19 protein-coding genes are annotated in these 25,310 nt (G+C 35.3%); 16 read left to right on the plus strand and 3 right to left on the minus strand.

What is annotated here, in order from left to right; translation table 11 throughout:
* Positions 1 to 39: 39 nt before the first annotated feature.
* The 3 genes from ACTQ54_RS07590 to ACTQ54_RS07600 all read left to right on the plus strand — a co-directional run bounded on the left by ACTQ54_RS07590 (position 40) and on the right by ACTQ54_RS07600 (position 4,177).
* Positions 40 to 1,941 carry a DUF2207 family protein gene (locus ACTQ54_RS07590; protein WP_441755618.1) on the plus strand — a complete coding sequence of 634 codons (1,902 nt, stop codon included), beginning with the start codon at positions 40 to 42 and terminating at the stop codon, positions 1,939 to 1,941.
* A gap of 32 nt (positions 1,942 to 1,973) precedes the next feature.
* Positions 1,974 to 2,819 carry an MBL fold metallo-hydrolase gene (locus ACTQ54_RS07595; protein WP_441755620.1) on the plus strand — a complete coding sequence of 282 codons (846 nt, stop codon included), beginning with the start codon at positions 1,974 to 1,976 and terminating at the stop codon, positions 2,817 to 2,819.
* Between the two features lie 137 nt (positions 2,820 to 2,956).
* Positions 2,957 to 4,177, plus strand: coding sequence for a S1C family serine protease (locus ACTQ54_RS07600; protein ID WP_441755622.1), 1,221 nt, complete (start codon positions 2,957 to 2,959; stop codon positions 4,175 to 4,177).
* 631 nt (positions 4,178 to 4,808) lie between these two features.
* On the opposite strand, the gene ACTQ54_RS07605 is transcribed toward ACTQ54_RS07600, so the two are convergent.
* Together ACTQ54_RS07605 and ACTQ54_RS07610 are read right to left on the minus strand one after the other, a co-directional pair.
* Positions 4,809 to 5,480, minus strand: a complete 672-nt coding sequence (locus tag ACTQ54_RS07605; RefSeq protein ID WP_441755624.1) for a potassium channel family protein — start codon at positions 5,478 to 5,480, stop codon at positions 4,809 to 4,811.
* A 15-nt stretch (positions 5,481 to 5,495) separates the two neighbouring features.
* Positions 5,496 to 6,875 carry a TrkH family potassium uptake protein gene (locus ACTQ54_RS07610; RefSeq protein ID WP_441755626.1) on the minus strand — a complete coding sequence of 460 codons (1,380 nt, stop codon included), beginning with the start codon at positions 6,873 to 6,875 and terminating at the stop codon, positions 5,496 to 5,498.
* A 117-nt stretch (positions 6,876 to 6,992) separates the two neighbouring features.
* Here ACTQ54_RS07610 and rlmH point away from each other — a divergent pair, with 117 nt between their 5' ends.
* Positions 6,993 to 7,472, plus strand: coding sequence for a 23S rRNA (pseudouridine(1915)-N(3))-methyltransferase RlmH (gene rlmH, locus ACTQ54_RS07615; protein ID WP_441755627.1), 480 nt, complete (start codon positions 6,993 to 6,995; stop codon positions 7,470 to 7,472).
* A gap of 372 nt (positions 7,473 to 7,844) precedes the next feature.
* Here rlmH and ACTQ54_RS07620 read toward each other — a convergent pair whose 3' ends face one another.
* Positions 7,845 to 8,723: a bacteriochlorophyll 4-vinyl reductase gene (locus ACTQ54_RS07620; RefSeq protein ID WP_441755629.1), complete on the minus strand. Its 879-nt coding sequence runs from the start codon at positions 8,721 to 8,723 to the stop codon at positions 7,845 to 7,847.
* Between the two features lie 1,161 nt (positions 8,724 to 9,884).
* On the opposite strand from ACTQ54_RS07620, the gene ACTQ54_RS07625 reads away from it, so the two are divergent.
* From ACTQ54_RS07625 to ACTQ54_RS07680, 12 genes are all read left to right on the plus strand, one after another.
* On the plus strand, positions 9,885 to 10,346 hold the full coding sequence (locus ACTQ54_RS07625; protein ID WP_441755631.1) for a GNAT family N-acetyltransferase: 462 nt from the start codon (positions 9,885 to 9,887) through the stop codon (positions 10,344 to 10,346).
* Positions 10,306 to 11,586, plus strand: a complete 1,281-nt coding sequence (locus tag ACTQ54_RS07630; RefSeq protein WP_441755633.1) for an alpha/beta hydrolase — start codon at positions 10,306 to 10,308, stop codon at positions 11,584 to 11,586. Before ACTQ54_RS07625 ends, ACTQ54_RS07630 begins: the two co-directional genes overlap by 41 nt.
* Before the next feature lie 47 nt (positions 11,587 to 11,633).
* Entirely contained in the window at positions 11,634 to 12,728 is a 1,095-nt protein-coding gene (locus tag ACTQ54_RS07635) for an AbiH family protein (RefSeq protein ID WP_441755635.1), read from the plus strand.
* 263 nt (positions 12,729 to 12,991) lie between these two features.
* Positions 12,992 to 14,494 carry an N-6 DNA methylase gene (locus ACTQ54_RS07640; RefSeq protein WP_441755637.1) on the plus strand — a complete coding sequence of 501 codons (1,503 nt, stop codon included), beginning with the start codon at positions 12,992 to 12,994 and terminating at the stop codon, positions 14,492 to 14,494.
* The gene (locus ACTQ54_RS07645) at positions 14,484 to 15,743 is read left to right on the plus strand and encodes a restriction endonuclease subunit S (protein ID WP_441755639.1); all 1,260 of its coding nucleotides are present in this window, start codon (positions 14,484 to 14,486) and stop codon (positions 15,741 to 15,743) included. The genes ACTQ54_RS07640 and ACTQ54_RS07645 overlap by 11 nt, the downstream gene beginning before the upstream one ends.
* An 11-nt stretch (positions 15,744 to 15,754) precedes the next feature.
* On the plus strand, positions 15,755 to 18,877 hold the full coding sequence (locus tag ACTQ54_RS07650) for a type I restriction endonuclease subunit R (RefSeq protein ID WP_441755641.1): 3,123 nt from the start codon (positions 15,755 to 15,757) through the stop codon (positions 18,875 to 18,877).
* A gap of 138 nt (positions 18,878 to 19,015) precedes the next feature.
* Positions 19,016 to 19,654 carry a hypothetical protein gene (locus ACTQ54_RS07655; protein WP_441755643.1) on the plus strand — a complete coding sequence of 213 codons (639 nt, stop codon included), beginning with the start codon at positions 19,016 to 19,018 and terminating at the stop codon, positions 19,652 to 19,654.
* Positions 19,655 to 20,006: 352 nt separating this feature from the next.
* Complete coding sequence (locus ACTQ54_RS07660) at positions 20,007 to 20,153, plus strand: type I restriction enzyme endonuclease domain-containing protein (protein ID WP_441755645.1); 147 nt, start codon at positions 20,007 to 20,009, stop codon at positions 20,151 to 20,153.
* 16 nt (positions 20,154 to 20,169) lie between these two features.
* On the plus strand, positions 20,170 to 22,245 hold the full coding sequence (locus ACTQ54_RS07665; protein WP_441755647.1) for a DUF262 domain-containing protein: 2,076 nt from the start codon (positions 20,170 to 20,172) through the stop codon (positions 22,243 to 22,245).
* A 241-nt stretch (positions 22,246 to 22,486) separates the two neighbouring features.
* A complete protein-coding gene (locus tag ACTQ54_RS07670) occupies positions 22,487 to 22,618 on the plus strand; it encodes a hypothetical protein (RefSeq protein ID WP_441755679.1) in 132 nt (43 codons plus the stop codon).
* 441 nt (positions 22,619 to 23,059) lie between these two features.
* Positions 23,060 to 23,875: a hypothetical protein gene (locus tag ACTQ54_RS07675; protein ID WP_441755649.1), complete on the plus strand. Its 816-nt coding sequence runs from the start codon at positions 23,060 to 23,062 to the stop codon at positions 23,873 to 23,875.
* 55 nt (positions 23,876 to 23,930) lie between these two features.
* A complete protein-coding gene (locus ACTQ54_RS07680) occupies positions 23,931 to 24,692 on the plus strand; it encodes a hypothetical protein (protein WP_441755651.1) in 762 nt (253 codons plus the stop codon).
* The last annotated feature ends 618 nt before the right edge of the window (positions 24,693 to 25,310 follow it).

Genomic DNA, 25,310 nt, shown 5'->3' on the forward strand with positions numbered 1-25,310 from the left:
ACTGGTAAAATGGTAAATGAATCTATTGAGAGGGTGAAAATGATGAAACGAATGCTTAGCCTTTTGTTAACTCTGGGTTTTCTTATGGCGATAATGATTCCCGGCTTCTATGTCAGTGCGCAAGATGTGAACTTTGATATTTATCAACAAGATATTACCGCTGAAATTCGAGCAGATGGAAGCGTCCAGTTTACAGATATTCAATACTATGATGTTGACTATATGAATGGGGCGATATTTACCTTAGATTCCGAAGGCTATCAAGTCAGCCAGTATGATGTTGGTATTATCGATCCAGAAACCAATGAACCCGTCTTTTTTACCGAAAATACAACAGGTGCAGAAGAAACGTACTTAGTGAATGAAAGCAATGGTGAGTATGAGTTTCGCGTTTACTATCCCTCAGAAGATGAAAAAGTTGCCTTTATTTATAAATATACGCTAGATGCATTGGTGACCAACTATAAGGATACAGCGGAACTTAACCGTAAAATCATTGGAACCAATACAGACTATCGTATGGATGTAACCGCAGAAATTATTTTACCAACCATTGTAAGTAACCGAGAAGACTTTAGAACATGGGCGCACGGCGCACCGCAAGGGGAAATCTATCAAATTGAACGTAGTGGTCGAAGTATTGCGACTATTACAGTGCCCAATAATCCTGCCAACCAGTTTGTAGAAGTGCAAATTCTCTTTCCAACAGCGCTAACACCTAATAATCCAAATGTTGTGGATCAAGACCGCAAAGAGGAAATTATTGAAGCACAAGAAACAGCCCGTTTAGTAGAATTAGAAAATTATGAATCAAGTCGGAAAAATTTATCTTACTGGATTATCGCAATTATTGCAGCCATGATTATTGGGCCGCTTTTTGCATGGTGGTATTATTTAAGCCGTCGTAAAAAGTTAAATCCAAATCCACTTCCAGTACCGGAACATGTCTACTATTTACCTGAGGATATTACACCGGCTCTTATGGCAACTTCGGTATTCCGAAACAAACCTTCAACCGATGATTTTGCTGCAACAATTTTAGACTTAGCCCGTAAAGGTTATATTAAACTTGAAGATGTTCCTAAAGAAAAACGTGGCTTTTTATCCGGTGAAAGCAACACCATTCGGGTGACTATTTTAGAAGATCAACCTGATAGTAATTTATTGCGTACGCACGAGCAACGCGCCTTAGATTATGTTAGACCAATCGGTCAAGAAAAAAATATCACCTTTGAACAGATTGAAGAAAAAGCCAAAAAAGATAAAAAATATGCTAAAAAACAGTTTAATATTTTTACACGCTTTTCAAGCTCGGTAGAGATCCAAGGATTACAATTACGTAATCCACAAAAAGAACAGACCTATGCTTTAACCTGGGCTATCATGGCGCTTTTAGGATCAATCAGTTTAGCGATAGCTGGTATGATTTTATCCCTTTACCGCTTTAGTTTTGTAAACTTACTACTGATTGTTATTGGAGTTGGCATTCTAGGCTTTATTGCTTCCATCGTATTGATCGTTCGTGTGACCTTACATCCTATTCAAACACCAGAAAGTGAATACCGCCAGAAAGAGTGGCAAGGATTTGCGAGCATGTTAAAGAATATTGGAAATTTCGAAATGCGTGAAGTAGCTAGCTTAGAATTATGGGAAGAATTCCTTGTTTATGCCGTTTCCCTTGGCGTAGCTGACAAAGTAGTGGAAGCCATGCAACTGAACTTTACCCAAACCGAGTTGAATCGATTACAAATGGGACCAACGATTTATTCACATCCACATGTTTTTACTAGTTCAATGAGTCGTTCGGTTCATCAATCGGTGCAATCATCCGCCCCCGCGTCGTCTTCTTATTCTGGAAGTAACTCTGGCGGTTATGGTGGTGGCTTTGGTGGAGGCTCAAGTGGTGGTTCAGGTGGTGGATCAGGTTCAGGTGGCTTCTAAATGAACAAAATTTATGATTAGAAAGTGATTGAATGAATAAAGACTTTATATTGTCAAATCAACCGATAATACAAGAAGTAGATGATAGCTTACGTTTTTCGATACTAGCCAGCGGTTCAAGTGGTAACTGTACCTATGTCGAAACCAATCAAAAACGTTTTATCGTCGACGCAGGTTTAAGTGGAAAGAAAATCCACCAGTTGTTTGCTGAAATTGACCGTGATATTAGCCAACTTGATGGTATTTTTGTCACTCATGAACATAAAGATCATATCCATGGCGTGGGGGTCCTATCCCGTAAATACAATTTGCCTATTTATGCTAACCGTCAAACTTGGCAAGCGATGGAGCACATGATAGGTGGCATTGCTGAAGATAACCGACGCTACATTGAAGCCGATACGATGACTTCATTTGGTGATTTAGATGTATTAACCTACAATGTGAGCCATGATGCGATTCAACCACAATTTTATGCCTTCCAAAAAGGTAAGAAACAATTTGTGATGTTGACCGACACAGGTTATGTCAGCGATCGCCTACGTTCACAATTAAAAAATGCCTCGGCTTATTTAATTGAAAGCAACCATGAGATTGAAATGTTGCGTTATGGCAAATACCCATGGTCCGTTAAACAACGTATTTTAAGTGATAAAGGCCATTTAAGTAATGAAGATGGTGCCTTAGCAATGGTGGATTTAATTGGGAATCAGACCAGTGATATTTATTTAGGGCATTTGAGTCGTGAAAATAATACCAAAGAATTAGCGCTGACAACGGCAGTGAATACGATGCGCTTTTATGATTTGGGAGTGGATGAAGATTTTCTTGTCCATATGACGGATCCAGCAAAGGCGACGCCGTTAAAAATGATATAGATTTTTCTTCACAATCCTCTAGTAATATAGAGGATTTTTTTATATTTCTAAAGAATTACTTTGAACATTTTTCATAATTTATTCGTTATTTGGTGTTAATATATAAGTATCAATAAAATATAGAAAGGGGCTTGTCTATGGACAAACACGAAAACTCAAATCGCAATAATCATTTTTGGAAATCTTTTTTTAGCGGCGTATTAGGAAGTGTTGTAACGGTATTAGTTGTAGCTTTACTTGTATTTAATATACCTGTAGTGCAAATGCAGGGAGAAGACGGAGTAACCGAAGAAGCATCGCAAACCTTAGTCGACTTTGAATCCGCAATTATTGGGGCGGTAGAAAAGACTAGTGATGCTGTTGTATCTGTGTCAAATTATCAATATGTACCCAGTCAAGAAACCATTTTTAGTTACTACTCTGGTATTGAATTAGGTGAACCAGAAGATAATTTAACTTTAGTTGGGCAAGGTAGTGGGGTTGTGTATAAAATCGATGGCGACTCTGCTTATGTTGTAACGAATAACCACGTTATTGATGGTGCACAAGAAGTAAGTATTATTATGGCTGATGGTGAAGTGGTTCAAGCAGAAATCATTGGTGCCGATGAAATTAGTGACTTAGCCGTTTTAAGAGTCTCAGCTGAACATATAACCACTGTCGTAGAATTTGCTGATTCAGATGCTATTCAAGTTGGATCTTTAGCTATTGCAATTGGATCACCTTTAGGTAGCGAATTCTCAAGTTCTGTAACACAAGGGATCGTTTCAGGATTAGAAAGAATTGTACCAGTAGATGCTGATGGCGATGGTAATACAGACTACGATATGAACTTACTACAAACCGATGCTGCCATTAACCCAGGTAACTCAGGTGGTGCATTGGTTAACAAAGACGGTCAATTAATTGGAATCAACTCAAGTAAATTATCTTCAACACAAATTGAAGGGATGGGTTTTGCTATTCCAAGTAATGACGTAGCTTCCATTATCGAACAATTAGAAGCTAATGGTGAAGTGATCCGTCCAGTTTTAGGTGTCGCAACTTATAACTTAAATGAAATTGCCTTAAGTTCAAGAGTAGACGTTTTAAAACTTGAAGAAGATATGGTAGATGGTGTTGTCGTTAACCAAGTAATACCAAATAGCTCAGCCGAAAAAGGCGGTGTTGAACGCTATGACGTCATCGTTGGTATGAATGATGTAGCCATTACCAACTTATCTGACTTAAGAAAAGAATTATATAAATATAGTATTGGTGAAACAGTTACCCTTGAAGTAATCCGTGAAGGCGAAACAATGCAACTCGAACTTGTTTTAGAAGCCGGCAACAACACACAAAGAAGTTACGGTAACTAAAATCTTTTAAATAAATAACTCAAAAAATTAAAATCGAATAAAAAGAATCTAAAGTTTTATTGTTACTACAAAAATCCGAACTATCAAATTATAGTGGAACCGTCTGGAGCCTTGGTCTCCAGACTCGTCTGACTACTCGAACTCTAAGTCCTAAAGGACTAAGCGTTCGATGTCCGTCAGTCCGTTCTTAATACTATAATTGAATAGTTCGGATTTTTTTACGTATAAGTGAATTTAGTATTTATTTTCATAAAAAAAATAATAGTTGTTCTACCAATATTACTTTGTGCTTTTTGCTAATTTCCAGCTGTATTTTTTCAGAAAAACAGTGAATTGTAGCTAACTTATCCACAAAAAACAGACTTATCCACAGGCAAAAATGCTTAACTGTGGATAAGTCTTGTGAATTGTAGCTAACTAGTGTTGAAAACACAATTAGGGTTAAAAATTGAAAAACAGCTGAAATTAGTGGGTCTAAATTAACGGGGGATTTTAACCTATACGAGGAAAGTCCCTAATTAATATACAAAAGACTAGAAGTTATAAACGGAAATAGCAACTTATCCACAGACTTATGCACAGATTGGATGATAGAATTGTCGATAAGCAGATAAAAAGTAGAAAACTGCCGCTAAACTAATTTATTTAAGTAGTCATAACGCTCAAAAATATGAGAATTAGCAATCGCGACAAATAATGTTTTAGATGTTATCGGGTTGTTAATATCGAGATTTGGATTGAGTTTCTGTCCCTTTTCAGCTCGTGTACCAATTAAGTTAATATCGTATCGACGCCTAAGATCTAAGTCGAGAATCGTTTTACCAACCCATTTTTCAGGTGCCTCAAATTCAATCACCGATGTTTCATCATCTAAACGTAAAACTTCTTCAATATGATTACGCAGCAGGCGAGATGCTAATTGTAAACCAGAATCTAACTCGGGTGTTACAACAGTATCAACGCCTACTTGATACAGAACTTCTTCATAATTAGTACTACGCGCCTTGGCAATAATATGCTTCACGCCTAATTTCTTACAGTGTAAAACGGCTAATACAGAACTTTCGAGATTCGTCCCCGTAGCAATGACAACCGCATCACAATGGCCGATTCCAATATCCATTAAAAATTCTTGATCAGTAAAATCACCGATAGCAGCACTCATAACCTCATCGCCTACGCGTTGCACATTTTCTGGATCTTTATCAATCGCAATGACATCACAGCCGTATTTACTCATTTCAATCGCGATGGCACGACCGAATAAGCCCAGCCCTAAAACGCCTACTGTTTTGAACTTCATCTATTTACTCCTTTTTTATCCCAGTTGAATATTGGTATCAATGTAAGAAATATCTTTGTTCTTTCGTTGTAAAATAGCTACTAACATCGTGCTCGGTCCAATTCTCCCGGCGAACATCATTAAGACTAAGACAATTCTCCCAAAATAGCTCAGGCGATCAGTTAAAATGATTGAAATCCCCGAAGAACCAACTGCACTAACAGATTCAAACATTAGATCTAAAGCGTTTAGGTAGGGATGGGTCATAATTAGTAAGCCATATCCGACAATTAAAAAGAGAATGAAGAATAATACAATTAAGACAGCTTGCCGTACTACCCGTGTAGGAATAACACGTTTGCGGAACACAACTTTTGAATAGGAATTTAATTCTGCTCGGATTAATAAAAGCAAAATCGCAAAAGTCGTTACCTTTATCCCACCTGCCGTACCACCTGGAGCGCCCCCTACAATGGTAAATAACATGAAGATAAAGCGGGTAATCGGTAAAGTATGTTCATATTGAATCGTCGTATAGCCAGCCGTTCTCGAATTAACTGAAAAGAAAAAACTATTTAAAAACTGTTGGCTTAGTGGTAAATCTGCTAAAGTTGCGGAATTTTGTGATTCAGCTATCCAAATAACAAAGGTTCCTGTAACCAGTAAAATAACAGTCATCCATAAAATCAAGCGGGTATTATAAGTCGTATTGTAAAATGACACTTTGAATGAACGTGGTTTATCTTTAATTAAATGTGTGAAACGATCAATCAATTCAAACCAAACAGAAAACCCTAATCCACCGGCGATGACTAAGACAGAAACCGTTAAAGTAACTAAATAATTTCCCGAAAAATCTTGTAAACTTTGCGTACTAAAGTTATCAAAACCAGAATTACAAAAAGCAGAAACAGCTAGAAATACGGCATTAAAAGACCCCTGTGATAGACCAAAACGTGGAATAAAATCAATCATAATAACCAAAGCCCCAATGAACTCGATGAACAAAGTTAACTTATAAATTGAAGTTAAAAATTGTCGGAGGTTATCATTGGTTTGACGATTTATTGACATTTGTAAGGTATATTGCTCTCTTAAAGGTAAAGATTGTTGTAGGAAAAAAAGACTGGAGTTTAAAACGGTAATGACACCTAAACCTCCAATTTGAATGATAGTTAGAACAACAATTTGTCCAAAGGTATTATATGTTTCATAAATAGGTACTGATGCGATACCTGAGACACAGATCAAAGAAATACTGGTTAATAAGTGATTCAAGTATGAATGCTCAACACCTGGCTTTTGTAAGATTGGTAATGCTAAAATCAAACTTCCTAAAATCGCAACAAGAACAAAACTCAATAAGATTTTTGCAGCAGGGGATAGTTTGTTAAAGATTTTAAAGTGAGCTTCCACTTACATCTTCCCTTTCAATAAATAAATTAATTAACACTATAGGGATATATTATTTATCATACAAAAAACAACATCAAAATGCTATTATTAAACTAGATTGAAATAGAGGAGAAGTCTATGCAAATTGAAATTATTAGTGTTGGCAAAATAAAAGAAAAATATTTAAAACAAGGCATTGCTGAGTACTTAAAACGCATGCAGACGTATGCTAATCTTTCCATCATTGAAGTAGCGGATGAACCAACAGCAGATAATATGTCAGAAACAGAAATTGCGCTTGTTTTAGAAAAAGAAGCCGAAAAAATCTTAAGCCGAATTGATGCGCAAAGAAAAGTAATTGTTTTAGCCATTGAAGGGAAGTTGATTTCTTCAGAAGATTTGGCCAAGCAACTCGATGACTACGCAACTTATGGTAGTAGTAAAGTGACATTTGTCATTGGAGGATCATTGGGATTGGCTGATTCTGTCAAGAAAAGAGCAGATTGGTTAATTAGCTTTGGAAGAATCACCTTGCCGCATCAGTTAATTCGGATGGTACTGACTGAGCAGATATATCGAGCATTTCGAATCAATGCGGGGCATGCGTATCATAAATGATGATGAAAATAACATCTACATGCATCACTTAGAGTGTTTACTCAATGTCTTATATCCTCTAAATTCGTCGGGGGTTCGGGGGATTTCTAATTACAAGGAAATCTATACTCTGAAAAGAGAATTAAAACAAGCCTAGTTGAGCTCCAACTAAGCTTGTTCATTTATTATTAGCTATTTGATTCTCTGCCAATGACATTTTCCATGTGATCGACATTTTTGGTCTCCACGTTCAGTAGGGTTGAAGATGGTAATAATCTGTCTTCCACATTTTTTACACTTATAGACCTTGTCATTTGACCCTGGGATAAAGTTTTTGAGAATTGTTGAAAATAAGCCCATGTTTGTTTCAACTCTCTTTCATATGATATTCTTCTATAGTTCTGACAAGTATCTATTTTTAAGCTCTGTGAATTCCGATTCGTCTATAATCCCTAAATCAAACAGCTCTTTAGCCTGCTTTAGATTTGCGAATGGTGTATTTTCTGTTACGGTTGTAGGTTCTACTTCATAGATAACCTCAACCTCTTCTATAATGCTAAAAGCTCCTTCATGTAAGGCGTTTTTTAATTTTTTACCCATAGGCTTTAGTGTTACCATTGTTAATCCACCAGATACAACTCCACCTACGACCGGAATCACCTTTGAGACAGACTTTGCAAAAGAATTTTTGGTCACTTTAACCCCAAGATTCGAAAGGGTTTTTTTGATAATAGGATAATAAACCGTCTTTGTTAAGGCTTGTTGAGGGAGTTTCTTTACAGCTTGACCTGCTAGGGCTGTAGAAATACCTTTAACAGCTGTACTAGCCCCACTGACTCCAAGCATGACTCCGAGGAACACTATTAGTGCGGCTCTACCTTCTTCTGTCAGTTTGTCATCGTTATACATATCTGGGTAACCATAAAGGTACATAAGTTTTTGTGCTAGGTTGATTGACATACCATAGAATTGTAAAATATCAGCGGGTATGGTAGCAAAAGCCGCTACTCCTCCAGGGAGGCCGGCAACAAATGAAACAGCAGAAGATTTTAAAGTAGTCTCATCGATAAGTTTCAAAGCAATTGAATGTATCTGGTTTTCTTCAATAATGTCTATTGGGCCATTTTGAGAGATATCCCCATACCGAGCCTCGTCTTTGAACAATGAATAAAGAAACTCTTTTCGATCTACCCTCATAACTTTATTCGACAAGAGAGTATTGATTAGCTCGTTGCCTTTAGCTGTTTCTGGATTTTCCATAAACTCTACCATTTAATCAGTCCTTTTTTATTTAATATCTAGATACTACTATGACTTTTGTCCATTTTTCTACCGTGCCATTGACTCAGTTCAAGTTATAGGTTGTTGATTAATAGAATTTGTTTAGCAACATTTATATGAAGTATTAGTTATCTACTCACCATTTTGAATAAACGACTTCTTGCGTGCTCTATTAAAAACTTAATTTCCTATTTCAAAACTTCATTCTCGTTGGGAAGGCATTGCATTTTGGTTTTTTGCGTATATATCAGAGAGAATCATTTTTGAAATGTGATTCGTAGTATGTTTTATAAGTCAAAATCAAATTATACATCCGTATCTTCATCTTTCGCTATATACCTAATTTGAAAGCCTTTTCATTTTTATGGATTTTTGTATGTTAATAGGATGGCAAAGACATAATGAACGTCACTGCTACTCGACGGCTAATCCACTCTCTTAGGGGGCCTCAGATTAAAGAAGATAGTTTAATTATGATACATTTTCTGTAAGACTACTTGTAAATGGGCTCCTTTCAATTACTCAGTTTTGTTTTAAGCAAATTCATGTGTTGATAGGATATTTCAAGTGCTGACTATAACCATATTTAAGAACTACCTATTAATATTAAAATTGTAACATATACAAAAATAAGATACTACTTAATTTGTATAGTGAGTGTTATTGATTGTTCTATTTAACACCTCTTTTCTTAAATACTTTTTACTAACCAATATAATATAAAATCTGACATAGTTATTATAAAAATGAAAATGGCATATTTTAACGAAGGCATTAACACTTAGTATAAAGAAGATATCCCCAAAAAAGGATCGGAATTTTGAACCGCTTGATATCAAAAAATACAGTGATAAAAGAAGGAGATAATATTTCAACGTTTTACTCTTTGAAGAACCTTTAGTATATAATAAGATTAATGAATTTTAAGGCGTTTAGTGATGCAACGTAAACGCAACGCTTTAAAATCATACGTTGTTAAAGCGTAATGCAAGGCTTTATCTCAGGATTTAAGGAGCATCACTAAAGTGTTTAGCAATACAACGCAAATGCAATGCTTTAAAGACGTATGCTGCTAAGGGGTCATTGTTAATTAACAGAGATAAGGATAGGATCATGTCGCTTGCCCCACACACATGAAAAGGAGCACACCAGATGAGAATACATAATCTAGAAAAAGCGGATATTGATAAGTTAAAAGGTCTCTTTGAAGTTTACTGTGAAGCATTCGAAGAAGTGCATCCATTTCCTTCTGATGTTGCTTTACAAAGATTAATGGATCATCCTGCTGTCTTATTTATTGTGGGTGAGAACGATAATGGAGTCGTAATCGGTGGTATGACGGTATATGTACTGCCCTCCTTATATACAGAGAAGGATTATTATTATATTTATGATATGGCGGTCAAACCTCTGCACCAGAATAAAGGGATAGGAAAAGCGCTATTAAATTATATTATTGAGTTGGGTAAAGAGCACCAGGCTGAAGCAGTATACATAGAAGCAGATGAACCAGATCAAGCAGCAAACCATCTCTATGCTAAGTTTGCTGTAGATAAAGCTAAAAGCACTGTTTATGATTTATACCAAGGTGACCCTCCTTCAATCGCTAACTAAAATATTTGACAGTGGGCACCACTCCATAAAAAAAGAAAAGAGGCTGATGATCATGTCGAACATACCATTTGGTTACTTGCTTCCCGTTCTTTTTCTCGCATGGTGCACTTATTTTGTAGTGGCGCCGTCGCATTGGCATCGGGCTTTACGCTCTTTTGGGACTTATTTTGAAGTGATCAATGAAGTTCCCTTTTTTGCTCTTTTTTGGATAATTAGCGCGACTATCTGGGCTTTCATCGAGGGAGATTTAGCTCATCCAGTAGGGAAGATAGCGTTTGGATTAGCTCTGTTGGTGGTTGGGGGATTAGTAGTGATCATCTACTGGGGTTTGCAATCAGCTGCAGCAGTCAGTCGCACCTTGGATGACGGTCTGGGAGAAGGCTGGCAAACGTTCCTACCAGCAGAAACGAAGAAGCAATCACAGAAGAAGTTTACCGCCAAGGCACTACTGGGACCGTTCTTCAACCGACGTTTTGATGTTCAAAGAAAGACGAATATCCGCTATGGTGATGCGGGAGAAAGAAATTTACTCGATGTTTACCGGTCTCGAACCCATTCGAATGGCGGTCCCGTCTTAATTCATTTACACGGGGGCAGCTTTGTGAACGGACGAAAAAACAGCCAATCGCTGCCTCTACTGTATGAACTTGCGAGCAGAGGGTGGGTATGCATCAGTGCCAACTACCGTCTCGGTTCCGAAGGCACGTTTCCTAACCATTTGATTGACGTGAAGAAAGTAATCGCCTGGGTGCGCGAGCACGGAGAGGAGTATGGTGCGGATCCTAGCGTCCTCTTTTTAGCGGGTAATTCTTCGGGTGCTCACATCGCCGCGATGGCAGCTCTCACTCCAAACGACCCTCGCTTCCAGCCAGGTTTCGAAGACATAGATACTATCATCACAGCCGTCATCTGTCAGGGCGGCTACTATGGGTCAATTGCCACAAAAATAGTGGCACCTTCATCGCCCATGGCCTATATTGATAAAAATGCACCACTTTTTTTTGTAGTCCATGGCGATCGGGACCGGATTGTGCCGGTGGAACAAGCCCGTGGTTTCGTGAACCGCTTGCGAGAGCAAACTAACAGTCCCGTTGTTTACATTGAACTGCCTCATGCTACTCACACTTTTGATTTGTTTCATTCTCTGAGGTCTCAAGCTGTCTTTCATGGTATTCTGGCTTTCACGGCTTGGGTCCGGAGTAATCCGGAAAGATGTTCAAGAGACGCTTCGAGGAAGTAAGGAAGGATAGATAGGTTACACAGCTATCAAAATTAGAGGAGTTAGTGATGGATAGACTTATTATTGTTGGTAATGGTTTTGATTTAGCACATGGTTTGAATACAAGGTATAGCGATTTCTATAATACTTTGTCAGAAGATGTAAAATTAAAGTGGGAAAACACCTATTTACCTGCAGCTGAATTAATTGATAATTGGTGTGATTTTGAAGAAAACATATTGATGATAAGTCAAACGTGGTTTGATTCTTATTTTGAAAAAGCAAGCACAGGACAAGACACTAAAGAGACTGAAGAGCACATGAATAAAATCGATGATGCATTCGGTTTAATACAAAAAAAGTTTCATGAATACTTAGAAGTTGAAGATCAAAGAGAAGTTCCTTTAAAAAATAGTGTTAGTAAGTTTATAACAAAGAACAGTCAAGTGGTAACATTTAATTACACAAATTTAGTTGAAGCTTACTCAGACAAAGTTATTTATGTTCATGGGTCATTAAAAGATAGGTTTATTATTTTTGGATATAACATCCGAGGTGAACAAGACTTTACACCAGCAATTGCAACTACATTTAGTAAATCAAGGTTACGAAACATTTTGGAATATAGAAAGTTTCTTATTCGAAGAGAATTGAATATGCAGGAAGTTGAAAAAGAAATTAATATTTTTAGAAAAGTAAACGATCATTCCTACACTGGAAAAGGTGGTTATGGATTCCAATATGGTGAGTTAGAAGAATCTATCAGAAAGAAGTATCAAGAATATTATTCTACAGAAGGATTACTAGAATATAACGAGGAATATTTTTATTTAAATTGTTTACCTGATGAACTTTCAAATAAGATAAAGCAAATGATGATAGAACAGAGTTCAAACTTGGTTGTTGAATTTTTCAACAGTACTCAATTTCAAACAAAAGGACAACTGAATGATATAGAATATCAAAAGATTAAGTCACTAGTGATTATGGGTCATAGTATCGAAGCAGATTTCGAAATTTTTGAAGAGATAGTAGGAAAGACAGTGAATCTTGAAACATACATATTATTCACTCATAAAGGCGAGCCAAGAGAGGATCTTAATTACAAAATAAGTAAATTAAAAGACATGAAAGATATTCAAGTAGAATTAGAATACTATTGATAGAAATAAAGTAGTTAAAGAATATCGTACTTATATAGTTAACGTTAAAGAACCACACATTGATTACCATCGGTGTGGGGTTTACCTGTCTTCAGAATATAATATTCATCCGACTGCATGATGTTTTACATCAATTATGTATTGATGTAGGTATACCCAAAAAGGTAAGTGCTATCATACAAGTATATGCTATAATATATATAGATTTTACAATTCTAGTATAGACTACGTTTTCAATAAAAAATATGTAAAGAGGTAATGATATGTCAGCAGAAATAAACAGTGCCAATCTAGGCTTTGAGAAAGAAATCTTTAAAGCAGCCGACAAATTAAGAGGCAACATCGACGCCGCCGAATACAAAAATATAGTTTTAGGACTTATTTTTTTGAAGTATATCTCAGATAGCTTCATTGAACGCTATGAAGAGTTAGTAGCTGAAGGTGACGGCTTTGAAGAAGATCGTGATGAATATTTAGCCGAAAATATCTTCTTCGTCCCTGAAGAAGCCCGTTGGGATTATATCTCTAAACATGCCACTCAACCCGATATCGGTAAAGTGATTGATGAAGCGATGGTTTCCATTGAAAAGGAAAATGACCGCCTAAGTGGTATTTTACCTAAGAACTATGCTAGACCTGAATTGGACAAAAGACGTTTAGGTGAAGTGGTCACACTCTTTGATAATTTAAAACTAAAAGAACATGGTGACTCGAAAGACATTCTAGGACGTACTTATGAGTATGCAATTGCTCAGTTTGCAGAACAAGAAGGTAAACGAGCAGGAGAGTTCTATACTCCTTCAAGTATTGTTCGTACTTTAGTAGAAATACTAGAGCCTTATGAAGGTCGAGTATATGACCCATGTTGTGGCGCAGGAGGGATGTTTGTCCAATCTGCAAAGTTTGTAGAACGTAAACGTGGTCGAGTCAATGATTTATCCATCTATGGACAAGAAGCGAATGCTAATACTTGGAAATTGGCACAAATGAACTTAGCCATCCATGGACTAGAGGGAGATTTAGGTCAAGGAGCCGCTGACACCTTCTATAATAATCAACATCCTAGCATGCGTGCAGATTATATCTTAGCAAATCCACCTTTTAATATGAGTGATTGGGGTGGTGACAAGTTAGCTGAAGACGGCCGCTGGCAATATGGAACTCCACCAGAAGGTAACGCCAACTTTGCTTGGATGCAGCACATGATTTACCATTTGGCTCCAAATGGGAAATTAGGGCTTGTTTTAGCAAATGGTTCTTTATCTTCAAGTGGAAGGGAAGGAGAAATTCGTGCAAATATCATTAAAGATGATTTAGTAGAAGCGGTCATTTCGATGCCCGAACGGCTCTTCTACTCAACAGGCATCCCTGTTTCTCTTTGGATTATCAATAAAAATAAAAAGCAAAAAAGGAAAACACTCTTCATTGATGCTCGGAGTCTTGGTCACATGGTTTCACGAGCTCACCGTGAATTATCCATAGAAGATATTGACAAAATTGCGAATGCCTATCACCAGTTTGTGAAAGGCGAAGATGTTCAAAAATTAGGGTATGTTCATGAAGCAGATTTAGAAGAAATCGAACAAAATAATTTTGTGTTAACACCTGGTCGTTATGTTGGTTTAGAAGAAGTGGAAGACGATGGCATTCCATTTGATGAAAAGATGGAAGGGTTAACCGCAGAACTTGGTGACCTATTAAGTGAATCTCACAAATTAGAAGAAGCAATCAGAGAACAGTTAGGTGGGATTGGGTTTGATTTATAATAAAGTTTATTTAAAAGAAATCTCTAAGTTTAATCAGAATAACTTTAATAAATCTATGAAATGGAACTTTGTAAATTATCTAGACACAGGGAACCTTACTGAAAATCAAATTGATGTAGTTCAATTAATAGATTTAGAAAGTGATAAATTACCTTCACGAGCGAGAAGAATACCAAGTGAAAATAGTATACTATATTCAACAGTACGCCCAAATCAAAAGCATTATGGTTTTTTTGAAAATATTAACATACAAAATTTATTAGTTTCCACAGGTTTCGTGGTTATCGATGTAGATAGAAATAAAGCAGTCCCTAAATATATTTATTACTACCTTATACAGAAACCTATAATTAATGAACTACAAAATATTGGGGAGACGTCAACATCAGCTTATCCATCAGTGAAAGTTTCGGATATTGAAAAACTTGAGATTAGCTTGCCATCTTATTCTCAGCAAAAAGCCATAGCAAATCTCCTCTCATCTTTCGATGATAAAATAGAAAATAATAATGCAATTATTGCTAATCTTGAAGAACAAGCGCAGACGATTTTTAAATCATGGTTTGTTGATTTTGAGTTTCCGGATGAAAATGAAATGCCTTATAAATCAAATGGTGGAACTATGATTGAAAGTCAAATTGGAAGAATTCCTGAAATATGGCGAATATCTACTATCGAAAATTTTTCTGATAAGTTAATCAGTGGAGGAACTCCGAGTAGAAAAATTGATGAGTACTGGAATGATGGACATATACCTTGGCTGAAAACTCAAGAAATTAATAATGGTTATATCACCCAAGTGGAAGAGAAAATTACGAACGAAGGATTAAATAAAAGTTCGGCAAAATGGGTTAAAAAAGACTCTATTGCAATAGCGATGTATGGAGCTAGTGCTGGTAGAATTGCTTATTTAGGATTGCCAACGACAACTAACCAAGCTTGTTGTGTCATTGAATCTGATTATTCTAATTATATATATGAATACCTATTAAATAAGCAAAAATATATCAGTTCATTAGCTTCTGGTTCAGCTCAACAAAATTTAAGTAAAAAAGTCATTAGTGAAATCAAAATAATTAATCCATCACATGCTATTTTAGAAAAGTACGAGACCCATATTAAAGTCAATACAAGATTAATTCTAAATTTGATAAAAGAGAATACAAAACTAGCTGAAATTCGTGAAATGATCTTACCAAAACTCATGTCAGGTGAAATTCGTGTAGGAGATGTAGACACAGTAGAATAGGAGGTGACAAGATGTCGAATGTACGTTTTATGGAAGATGGTTTAGAGAATGTTTTCGTTGCTGAAATACAAGACCTGGGTTATCACTTTGTTCCTCAACAAGAAATCATTAGATCGAGTTATAAAGTGCCGTTGGCAGAGGAAGTTTTGAAAGATTCATTAGTACAAATTAATCCGAATGTTTCTTTAGATGTGATTGAACGAGCCATTCATTTAGTATCTCATATTGACGCCGGATTACTAGAAAGTCGAAATGAACGCTTTTTTGATTATCTTCAAAATGGCGTAGAGGTAAGTCATTACTTGGCTGGTAAACAGAAAACAACCCGTGTTCATTTAATTGATTATGAGGATGTAGATAATAATGATTTTATGGTAACGAATCAGTTCACTCTCATCGGTAAAGACCAAAAGCGTCCGGATATTGTCATCTTCCTCAATGGTTTACCACTTGTAGTTATCGAATTGAAGTCGGCGATATCTACTCAGTCGGATATCACAAGTGCATATCGTCAGATTAGAAACTATCAGTATGATATTGAAGAACTGTTCGTTTACAACGCCTTTAATATCATTTCTGACTTTACTCATACAAAAGTTGGGACAATTTCGTCGAATGAAGCCTGGTATAAGGAGTGGAAGTCAATAGATGGTAATTATCAAAAGTCACAGTATGCTGACTATAAGACATTACTAGCAGGTATCTTACATAAAGAGCGCTTCTTGGATATAATTAAAAACTTTATTGTATTTGAACACAAAGAATCTACGATAGTCAAGATTATGGGGCAATATCATCAATATTTTGCAGTTCATAAGGCTGTTCAATCCACCCTTGAAGCAATGAGCAAAGGGGATGGGCGTGGGGGTGTTTTCTGGCATACACAAGGATCAGGGAAATCTCTCTCGATGGTTTTCTATACTCAATTGATGACGCGAGTTCTAGACCATCCTACCTTTATCGTATTAACAGACCGAAACGATTTAGATGACCAACTGTACGGCCAGTTCTCTAGAACACAAGATTTCTTGCGGCAGACTCCCGTTCAAGCGGCTTCACGTGATCATTTAAAAGAACTATTAAACGACCGAAAATCCCATGGTATATTCTTTACCACCATGCAGAAATTTGCGGAATCAGAAGAAGCTTTAACGCATCGGGAAGATGTCATTGTGATTGCAGATGAAGCACACCGTTCGCAATATGGTTTAAGAGAACGAGTGAGTCGCGAAGGTAAGGTTCAAAGAGGAATGGCTCGTTTGGTAAGGGAATCATTGCCTAATGCAACCTACATAGGCTTTACCGGAACACCCCTTTCTGAGAATGATAAGGACACTAGGGAAGTATTTGGTAATTACATTGATGTTTATGATATGTCACAGTCGGTAGAAGATGGTGCCACCAAACCCATTTACTATGAAAATCGTGTCGTAAATCTTAATTTGAATGAGCATATCTTGAAGCAAATTGACGCTAAGTACGAAGAGTTAGCTAACCAAGCTCAAGAATCTGAAATTGAGAAAAGCAAGCAAGAACTTAGTCGCTTAGAAGTCATCTTAGGGTCTGAACAAGCGATTGATACCTTAGTAGAGGACATTATTAACCACTATGAAGACACCCGAGAACACCTTTTAACTGGGAAAGCCATGATTGTTGCATATAACAGAAGCATTGCCTTAAAGATGTACCGACGAATTTTAGAGTTACGACCTGAATGGCAAGAAAAAGTAGAAGTAGTCATGACGGGCAATAATAATGATCCAGAAGAATGGAAGCAAATTATCGGGTCGAAAGCTGATCGTGATGACCTCGCTCGTAAGTTTAAAGATAACTCAGACCCGATGAAGATTGCGATAGTAGTGGACATGTGGCTGACTGGATTCGATGTCCCATCGATGGCAACTATGTATATCTATAAACCGATGAAAGCACACAATTTAATGCAAGCGATTGCACGTGTGAACCGCGTTTTTGAAGATAAAGAAGGTGGCCTGATTGTTGACTACATAGGAATCAGCAAGGCCCTTAAAGAAGCTATGAACGATTACACGAAGGCTGATCAAGAGGCAATCGATAATGCTGATATTCGGGACTCTGCTTATCCTAAATTCCAAGAAAAACTTGAAGTCTGTCGCAATGTCTTTTTTAATCAATTTAATTACTCCATCATTTTTTCAAAAAGTATAACCGATGTAAAGATGGCTAGGCTGATAACAGAAGGTATCAATCACATCTTATCTTATGATGAAGTGAGACAGAAAGATTTTAAAGATCAATCCTATGCTTTAAAACAAGCTCATACCTTATGTTCGTCAATTACAACAGAGGTTGAACAACGAGAAGCAGCTTATATTGAGGCAGTTCGGATAAGTATCAATCGTATCCAAGGCGAGAAAGGTCTTTCTAAACAAGAAATCAATCTACAAATCAGTGAACTCTTGCATCAATCGATCCAAAGTGAGGGCGTCATTAATCTTTTTAAAGACTTTGAACGTGGTTTCAGTTTATTCGATCCCAACTTTTTAAAGAAAATCGAAGAAATGGAACAGAAGAATCTGTCTGTCGAATTACTGAATAAGTTGTTAACAGATGAAATACATTCCATTACCCGGACAGACGTTGTTAAGGGAGAAGAATTTTCTGAAAGACTGCGACGAATTATGAAGAGATACCGTGAAGGTCTAGTTGATAATGCCGAAAACTTAGACCGGTTTGCGGGAATTGCTGATTTAGTTGATGAGTCCAATAAAGATAATAAAGAATTTAATCTCCATACTACACGAGAATCCTTAATTGACCTTGCAAAAGAAGCTTTAGCACTAGAAAAAGAGCATGAGAATATGGGGCTATCGCGTTCAGAGATGGCTTTCTACCATGCGGTCACTAACCCAGAAAATGTCCAAGATTTCTATACTGATGTGCAGTTAATTGAACTGACTAAAGAATTAACGAAAGCAATTTCCGAAGAAATGACGTCTGATTGGATGATGCGGGAGTCAGGAAGAGCCAACGTTAGAAGAACGATTAAGAGATTATTGAAGAAATATAAGTATCCTGGGAATTACAGGGAAGTAATCCAGTTAGTAATCAAACAAGCAGAGCATTGGGATCGGTTGCCTACAGTGAATGAGTAGAGTTTTTGAAGGGGTTGCTGATTAAAATAATCCGGTTTAGAAAATATAGACGCTTGCACTATTAAATAGGTAGCGCGAGTAATAAATAAAGTAAGGTCTGTTATTTTTAAATACTAAGAATATTATTGGGAGGTACTTATGCAAAAAAGAATAGAAAGAGCTCAATCCATTGTTCATCAGGGAACGAAGATAAGTAAAATAATTTTTTATTTTGGTATTATCATCGCAATATTATTTTCTCTGTTAGTATATGAAATGCCAAATATGTCTATCTTAGCGGCAATTTTAGGAGGACTAGGAGTATTTTCTGGATATTATATTCTATATTTAATTACTTCAACTTTTATAGCAATTTTAGATCAAAATACGCTAACTAATGAAAGATTGATTGAATTAGAAAAAGAAATGAATAGTTTAGGAAAGGGTATAGGAGTTACCAATATTAATGATAGAGTCAAAGACAAACCATTTGAATCCACTGAGCAAGTTGGAGAAATAAAAAATGAAAATAATGTAAAGGAGAATAATTTTAGATTTGAAGGGAAAGAAATCATAGAAATAAGTGTGGATATAGTTCAAATTTTGACAAATACGACATATGAAGCTATATATAATGGTAATGAAGCAATAGTAATTGAAACTGATGAAAATCTAAAACCGTTCATAAATAAAAGCATTTCAATAATTGGCTCCTTTATAGATAAGCGAAATATCAAACTGCGCAACTCTACCGCTAATTCAGCAAGAATTTTTTTGATGAAAGAAAAAGTGATATAAACTAAGATTTGCAAAAAATATGCTAAAGGTAATTTGTTAGGTTTTATGCTAACTGTAAATTTTTAAAATAGCTATTTCGCCATTGGATATAATAGAAGGATAAAGCTTTTTGTAAAAAGAATTCTCCATCTTCAATCAATATGGACTTCAACGTGGAGAGTAGTACCCATTATGCTAAGTTGTACTCGATGTTAGTGGTATGGTCGCTTTAGGATTAAGATGATCAGATATGAATATCTACAACACAATTGCTATTTCTTAAAATTTTAATATTTTCACACGATAAATAATTGACAGATTAAACGAAAAAATTAATGAATGCAATACAAAAGAAACGACATCAGATTAAATGATGCGAGAGTCAGGTAGAGCCAACGTTAGAATAACTACCAAGCTTTTACTGAAGAAATATAATTACCCAGGTAATTATAAGGAAACAATCCAACTGGTGATTAAACAGGCAGAGCATTGGGATGACTTGCAAATAGCGAATGAATAGAAAGGATTATTGAAGTATGGATGGTGGTATTAAAAATTTATCTGAATTTATGCGAGGTTCCTCGCGGTTTTACATTCCAGTCTATCAACGTAATTATGATTGGCATATTGATAACTGCAAAAGATTGTTAGAAGATTTAGTTACAGCTCATAAAGAAAAACGGAAGACGCATTTCTTTGGTAGTTTAGTAGTGAAGCCTGGTAGTTTACATCAAGAAACAATCATCATTGATGGTCAACAGCGGTTGACGACGGTTTCGCTGTTGTTATTAGCCATTGGTAAATGGTTAAAAGATAACGAGTTAGAAGATCGCCAAATAAATTTAGAGAAAATTATCAACACTTTCTTAATTGATGAATGGGCCAAGCCAGGTAATAACTATCGGTTAGAATCAAATCCTAAAGATTTTGAAGCGTATAAGAAGTTATTTGACAAACCAAAATACTATGTTGAATCATCAAATATTACTCGTAATTATCATTATTTTTATGATCAGCTAGAACACTTTCCTATCTCAATTTCAGATTTATTAGATGCGTATCGGAAATTAGAAGTGATGATTGTCAATTTAAACTCACCAGAGGACGATCCACAACTGATCTTTGAAAGTCTAAATTCCACTGGCTTGAGCTTGACTGATGCAGACCGTATTCGAAATTTTCTGCTGATGGATGAAGAGCAATCAGAACAAGAATATTTATTCAATTCTTTCTGGGAACCTATCGAAGAGCGGACGAATTACGATGTTAGTGAATTTTTTAGATATTATTTGACCTTAAAATTAGCCAAGACACCTAATAGAAATCAGATTTATGAAGTCTTTAGAGATTATTATACAACTTACTCTGTGGACAAGAGAGAATTTTTCGAACAATTAGCTGAGTACGCTTTTGCCTATCAGCAAATATTGGAGAATCATACAGGTAATCGTACAATTGATGTCATATTGTATCGTTTTAATCAATTAGAAGTAACAGTGATTCGGCCCTTTTTAATGGCTATTTTAAGAAATTATAATGAGCATATTATTAATGAGAATGAAGTGGCAAAGATTTTAAGAATAATAGAAAATTATATAGCTCGACGAATGATTACCCAAACCCCTTCGAATGCACTCAATAAAATTATGGCTACTTTGTATCGAGATTTGATGAAACACCAAAAGGAAGATATTAGTCCTTCAGAAGTGATAGCTTTTATCCTATTAAATAAACAACGGTCGGGCTATTTTCCAACGGATGAAGATGTTCAGAATTCACTTGAGACAAGGGATATGTATAATGTTAACTCTAAATTTAGGACTTATTTCTTTGAGCGCTTAGAGAATACAAACCATGTAGAGACGCTTAATATTTACGGAGGAATTGAATCTGGAGATATTAGTGTGGAGCATATCATGCCTCAGAAATTGAATAGTATATGGAAGAATGAATTAGGTGAGAGCTATCAAGAGATTCATGCTAATTACTTAAATAATCTAGGTAACTTAACTTTAACGGGATATAATTCAAAATATAGTAATCGTCCCTTTAAGGAGAAGAAAAACATCGAAAAAGGTTTTAATGAGAGTCATTTTAGTTTTCTAAATCAAATCCCGAAAGCAACAAATGAGTGGGGAAAAGAGGAGATAGTCAAACGACGTAATCAGTTAATTGACCAAGCATTAATGGTATGGCCAATGCCAGAGACAACTTATCAACCTATAGAATCTATTGAAGAATCTAACTTATACATTTATGATGGTGAAGAAACTTATACGGGCTACAGAATAAAAGGTTATATTTTTGTTGATGAGGATTATCAAGAAGTCACTACCTGGCGAGAGATGTTCATTCAAGTAATTAAACGACTAGCAAGAGTTAATCCCAATAAAATTATGGAGTTAGCAAGTAGTCGATTAAATAGTGGCTATACCACTTTATTTACAGATTACGAAGATACTAGGAGAACAGAGATTATACCAGGAATTTATCTTAAAACTTCAATCTCAAATTTTGGTAAAATGAATTGCTTGCGACAATTATTTGATTTATTCGATATTGATTATGGCGAGTTACAGCTTGATGCTCTTCCTCCTAAAGAAGAAATCTAAAGAAATAGGAAAAGAAATCCTATGACTTTTATTTTAGTAAGATGATGAGGTTAATTGTTAAAAATAACTATCTTCAGCACTATACCAAATAGCTAATAGATTTTATTACCTATCGATGATACGGACATAGTTATCATAAATAGATGGTAATAGTGTTTATAAATCAAAGATTAGTAGCATCTATAAATTAAATTGTTAATTGTTTCATATGTGATGTAATGTTTAGCATAAGATGAATTGAATACACTCTCCAGGACCAATTCCTGATGGGATGTCCGTGGAAGATATCATGAATGGATTGAATTCTAGACGAAATGATATCATCGTGAATGCTTTAGATAAAATAAAGCAGATGGAGAATTATGTCTGCTAGTCAATATACGATTTGTATATTTAACAAGAACTATTATTTGAAAACTCTCGATGATAGTCGCTCAATCAAAGTTTTAACTACTTAAAAGAAGGTAAAGTAGCCTCTCGTGCTGAAATTGAAAAAGAGCTAGAATTGAAAAAATCGGCCACTTTAGAATTATTAAAAGAGTTAAAACTACTTGGTATTATAATTACCGTGGGTAAAGGTCCAAATACTAGATATTCATTTAAAACATGCGTTATCAAATAGAGAATAAAAAGAAAATAGTTGGGTAGCAATGGTCTGTATTTTTCGTTGCAATCTTATGTATAACTCGCTTGCAAAACACAAGATATAAATGTGGATAGAGAAGTCTGTTTTTTGAGGTGGTGGAATCCGAAGAAAGGCGAAAAAATATTAAAATTCTTTCAGAAATAACAATACAAGTTGAGAGGTGTCAGTATGAAAGGGAATAAAAAACTATCTATAATTTCGCTATTAATAGTTGTTGCATATCTGAGTTATCTGTTATTTTTTATCCATAGTACTCTGGGATTAGAAGTAATAGTAAATTATAAAAAGTGGAGTTATAATACCCCACTTTTATTGGTACTACTTCATCTATTTTTTGTTTTAATCTCGCTAATCCAGATTATAACTGGAGTTATATATTCATCAGCTAGAGCAACTGCTTTTTCTAGTAGATCCTTACTTGCTGCGGGAATAGCATATTTACCCTCATTGATTTATTTGTTGGTACCCATTATCTTCCAATGGGCATCAGGTTATTCTTTAAAGAAAAATATTCTGAGAGTGGGAGGACTCGTAGTTCGAAGAATCATCTACAGCATGATTATTATGTTTGTATTTTTTGGTGGGTCATCAGTGCTTAATTCTCAATTTTTAACAAGTTTTGCATTAAATGATTTAACAATTGATATGTTATTATCTGGATTTCACTTTGATGCAAAAGCTGATTATTCATCGGTAGTTAAGGAGTATTCGAAAGAGATAACCCAAATAAGTAGTTTAAATTTAGAGAGCTATCAAAATAAACTGGCATCTGATCAAATCACATTTGAGGAAAAAGTAGATTTAAGAGTAGAAAACACGTCTAAATTAGCTGATTTAACGACTGAAGGGATAGCTAAATTAGCAAATATTTACTATTATAGCGCGAATGGTAATTTTTCAGATTATTACGATAGTGTTGGTGAACTTAATGATGTGTATTTTGATGAACTTCAAAAGATGACTGAACTGGAATTGAATAATTAATTGCGTAAAAATTTGATGATTTGCTAGAGTTAATAGTGAAAGGAATAAGATTAATATGAAGAAAACAATATTTGTAATTGCTTTGCTACTACCATTAGTTTTTGCTAAACAAGTTTTTGCTTTTTCAGAAGTTGAAATTCAGGTGTTAATGAAAATTCGCCAGTATTCAGAAGATTATGTCATCGACTTTGATGATCAGACTAAGACTTATTCTATCATTCTAGATAAAGAAACAATGGAAGAACTAGAAGCCTCTAAGCTTGAGGATAAAGAAAATAATGCGATTGGGCAAAATCTGCTGGAAGATTTTAATGAAATTACGGAAGAATTAATGACGACATTGAGTAAGGAGTATAGTTTAATTGTTTTAACAGAGGATGAAAGAGAAGAAATATTTATTTTTAAGGATGGGGAAGTTGCTGAGAATTGGTTGCTAGAAGATAGTGAAGAAAGCCCATATGTTTTTCTAAATGAATTAAAAGAATATTTTGGTGATTTTCGTCCCAAGGATGTTTCTGATGAAACCATCAATAGTATTGTCAGCTACAATGACTATATAATAATGTATGTTGTAATCATTGAAGATTATTACAATAAATATCTTGAACTATTTGAGGATACGGGTTTATTTAGTCAAGAAGACATAGAAAAGATGAAAGAGGAGTTAAAATCAGAGATAGAAATTGTAAAGAACCAATATGGTGTTATGGGGCATATGCCCATTCAAGGTAAAGAAATGATAGTAGAAATGTTGATAAGTTATCGAGATGGTTTAAACGACTATATAGTGACAATGAAAGAATATTTAGGACAATAGTGAATAATATAAGGTCTATTTACTAAACTGTAATTAAAAAATCTGTTTTGAAGCTATTAAGTATAATTTCGAAACGAATTTTTCGACATACATAACAGTAACTGTAAAGATATCATAATTCTTCCACCCAGACGAAGTCCACCACATAGCTTAAACTAAAATCAGCAAGCAACATCATTTTTCAACAACACTAAACAACGAAATGTAATCGCCTACACAAAAGCGGCGCAACACCTATAATCTATACGTCCATGAACTAGAAGTCATATAACTCTTTTGTAAAACAATATATGGACTAATTGAAGAAACAACTAATATCATAAGCTACACATATCCAACAAGAATCTCAAAGAGCAATCTCTCATATCAGAGAAGACTAGCTTGAGGTTCTTTTTTTAATCGTATCAAAATAGCTAATAGAATTTATTACCTATCGATGATACGGACATGCGTACCATAAATGATGATAAAAATCTCATTTGTGAGTTCGGCATGCGTATCATAAATAGATGAGTTTTTTTATGAAAACTACCGCTTCAGCTGACACGGTTCTCATGATAGATTCGCATAAAAAGACAGTTATATTGTAAATTTTGGTTTTAATACGCACTAACTTCA

The organism is Fundicoccus sp. Sow4_H7 (assembly GCF_052115865.1).
In the GTDB taxonomy this organism is placed as follows: Bacteria; Bacillota; Bacilli; order Lactobacillales; family Aerococcaceae; genus Fundicoccus_A.

Bases quoted from the DNA above. Each gene is read 5' to 3' on its own strand.
- ACTQ54_RS07590 (WP_441755618.1), top strand. From the start codon at position 40: ATGATGAAACGAATGCTTAGCCTTTTGTTAACTCTGGGTTTTCTTATG.
- ACTQ54_RS07595 (WP_441755620.1), top strand. From the start codon at position 1,974: ATGAATAAAGACTTTATATTGTCAAATCAACCGATAATACAAGAAGTA.
- ACTQ54_RS07600 (WP_441755622.1), top strand. From the start codon at position 2,957: ATGGACAAACACGAAAACTCAAATCGCAATAATCATTTTTGGAAATCT.
- ACTQ54_RS07605 (WP_441755624.1), bottom strand. From the start codon at position 5,480: ATGAAGTTCAAAACAGTAGGCGTTTTAGGGCTGGGCTTATTCGGTCGT.
- rlmH (WP_441755627.1), top strand. From the start codon at position 6,993: ATGCAAATTGAAATTATTAGTGTTGGCAAAATAAAAGAAAAATATTTA.
- ACTQ54_RS07620 (WP_441755629.1), bottom strand. From the start codon at position 8,723: ATGGTAGAGTTTATGGAAAATCCAGAAACAGCTAAAGGCAACGAGCTA.
- ACTQ54_RS07625 (WP_441755631.1), top strand. From the start codon at position 9,885: ATGAGAATACATAATCTAGAAAAAGCGGATATTGATAAGTTAAAAGGT.
- ACTQ54_RS07630 (WP_441755633.1), top strand. From the start codon at position 10,306: ATGATTTATACCAAGGTGACCCTCCTTCAATCGCTAACTAAAATATTT.
- ACTQ54_RS07635 (WP_441755635.1), top strand. From the start codon at position 11,634: ATGGATAGACTTATTATTGTTGGTAATGGTTTTGATTTAGCACATGGT.
- ACTQ54_RS07640 (WP_441755637.1), top strand. From the start codon at position 12,992: ATGTCAGCAGAAATAAACAGTGCCAATCTAGGCTTTGAGAAAGAAATC.
- ACTQ54_RS07650 (WP_441755641.1), top strand. From the start codon at position 15,755: ATGTCGAATGTACGTTTTATGGAAGATGGTTTAGAGAATGTTTTCGTT.
- ACTQ54_RS07655 (WP_441755643.1), top strand. From the start codon at position 19,016: ATGCAAAAAAGAATAGAAAGAGCTCAATCCATTGTTCATCAGGGAACG.
- ACTQ54_RS07660 (WP_441755645.1), top strand. From the start codon at position 20,007: ATGCGAGAGTCAGGTAGAGCCAACGTTAGAATAACTACCAAGCTTTTA.
- ACTQ54_RS07665 (WP_441755647.1), top strand. From the start codon at position 20,170: ATGGATGGTGGTATTAAAAATTTATCTGAATTTATGCGAGGTTCCTCG.
- ACTQ54_RS07675 (WP_441755649.1), top strand. From the start codon at position 23,060: ATGAAAGGGAATAAAAAACTATCTATAATTTCGCTATTAATAGTTGTT.
- ACTQ54_RS07680 (WP_441755651.1), top strand. From the start codon at position 23,931: ATGAAGAAAACAATATTTGTAATTGCTTTGCTACTACCATTAGTTTTT.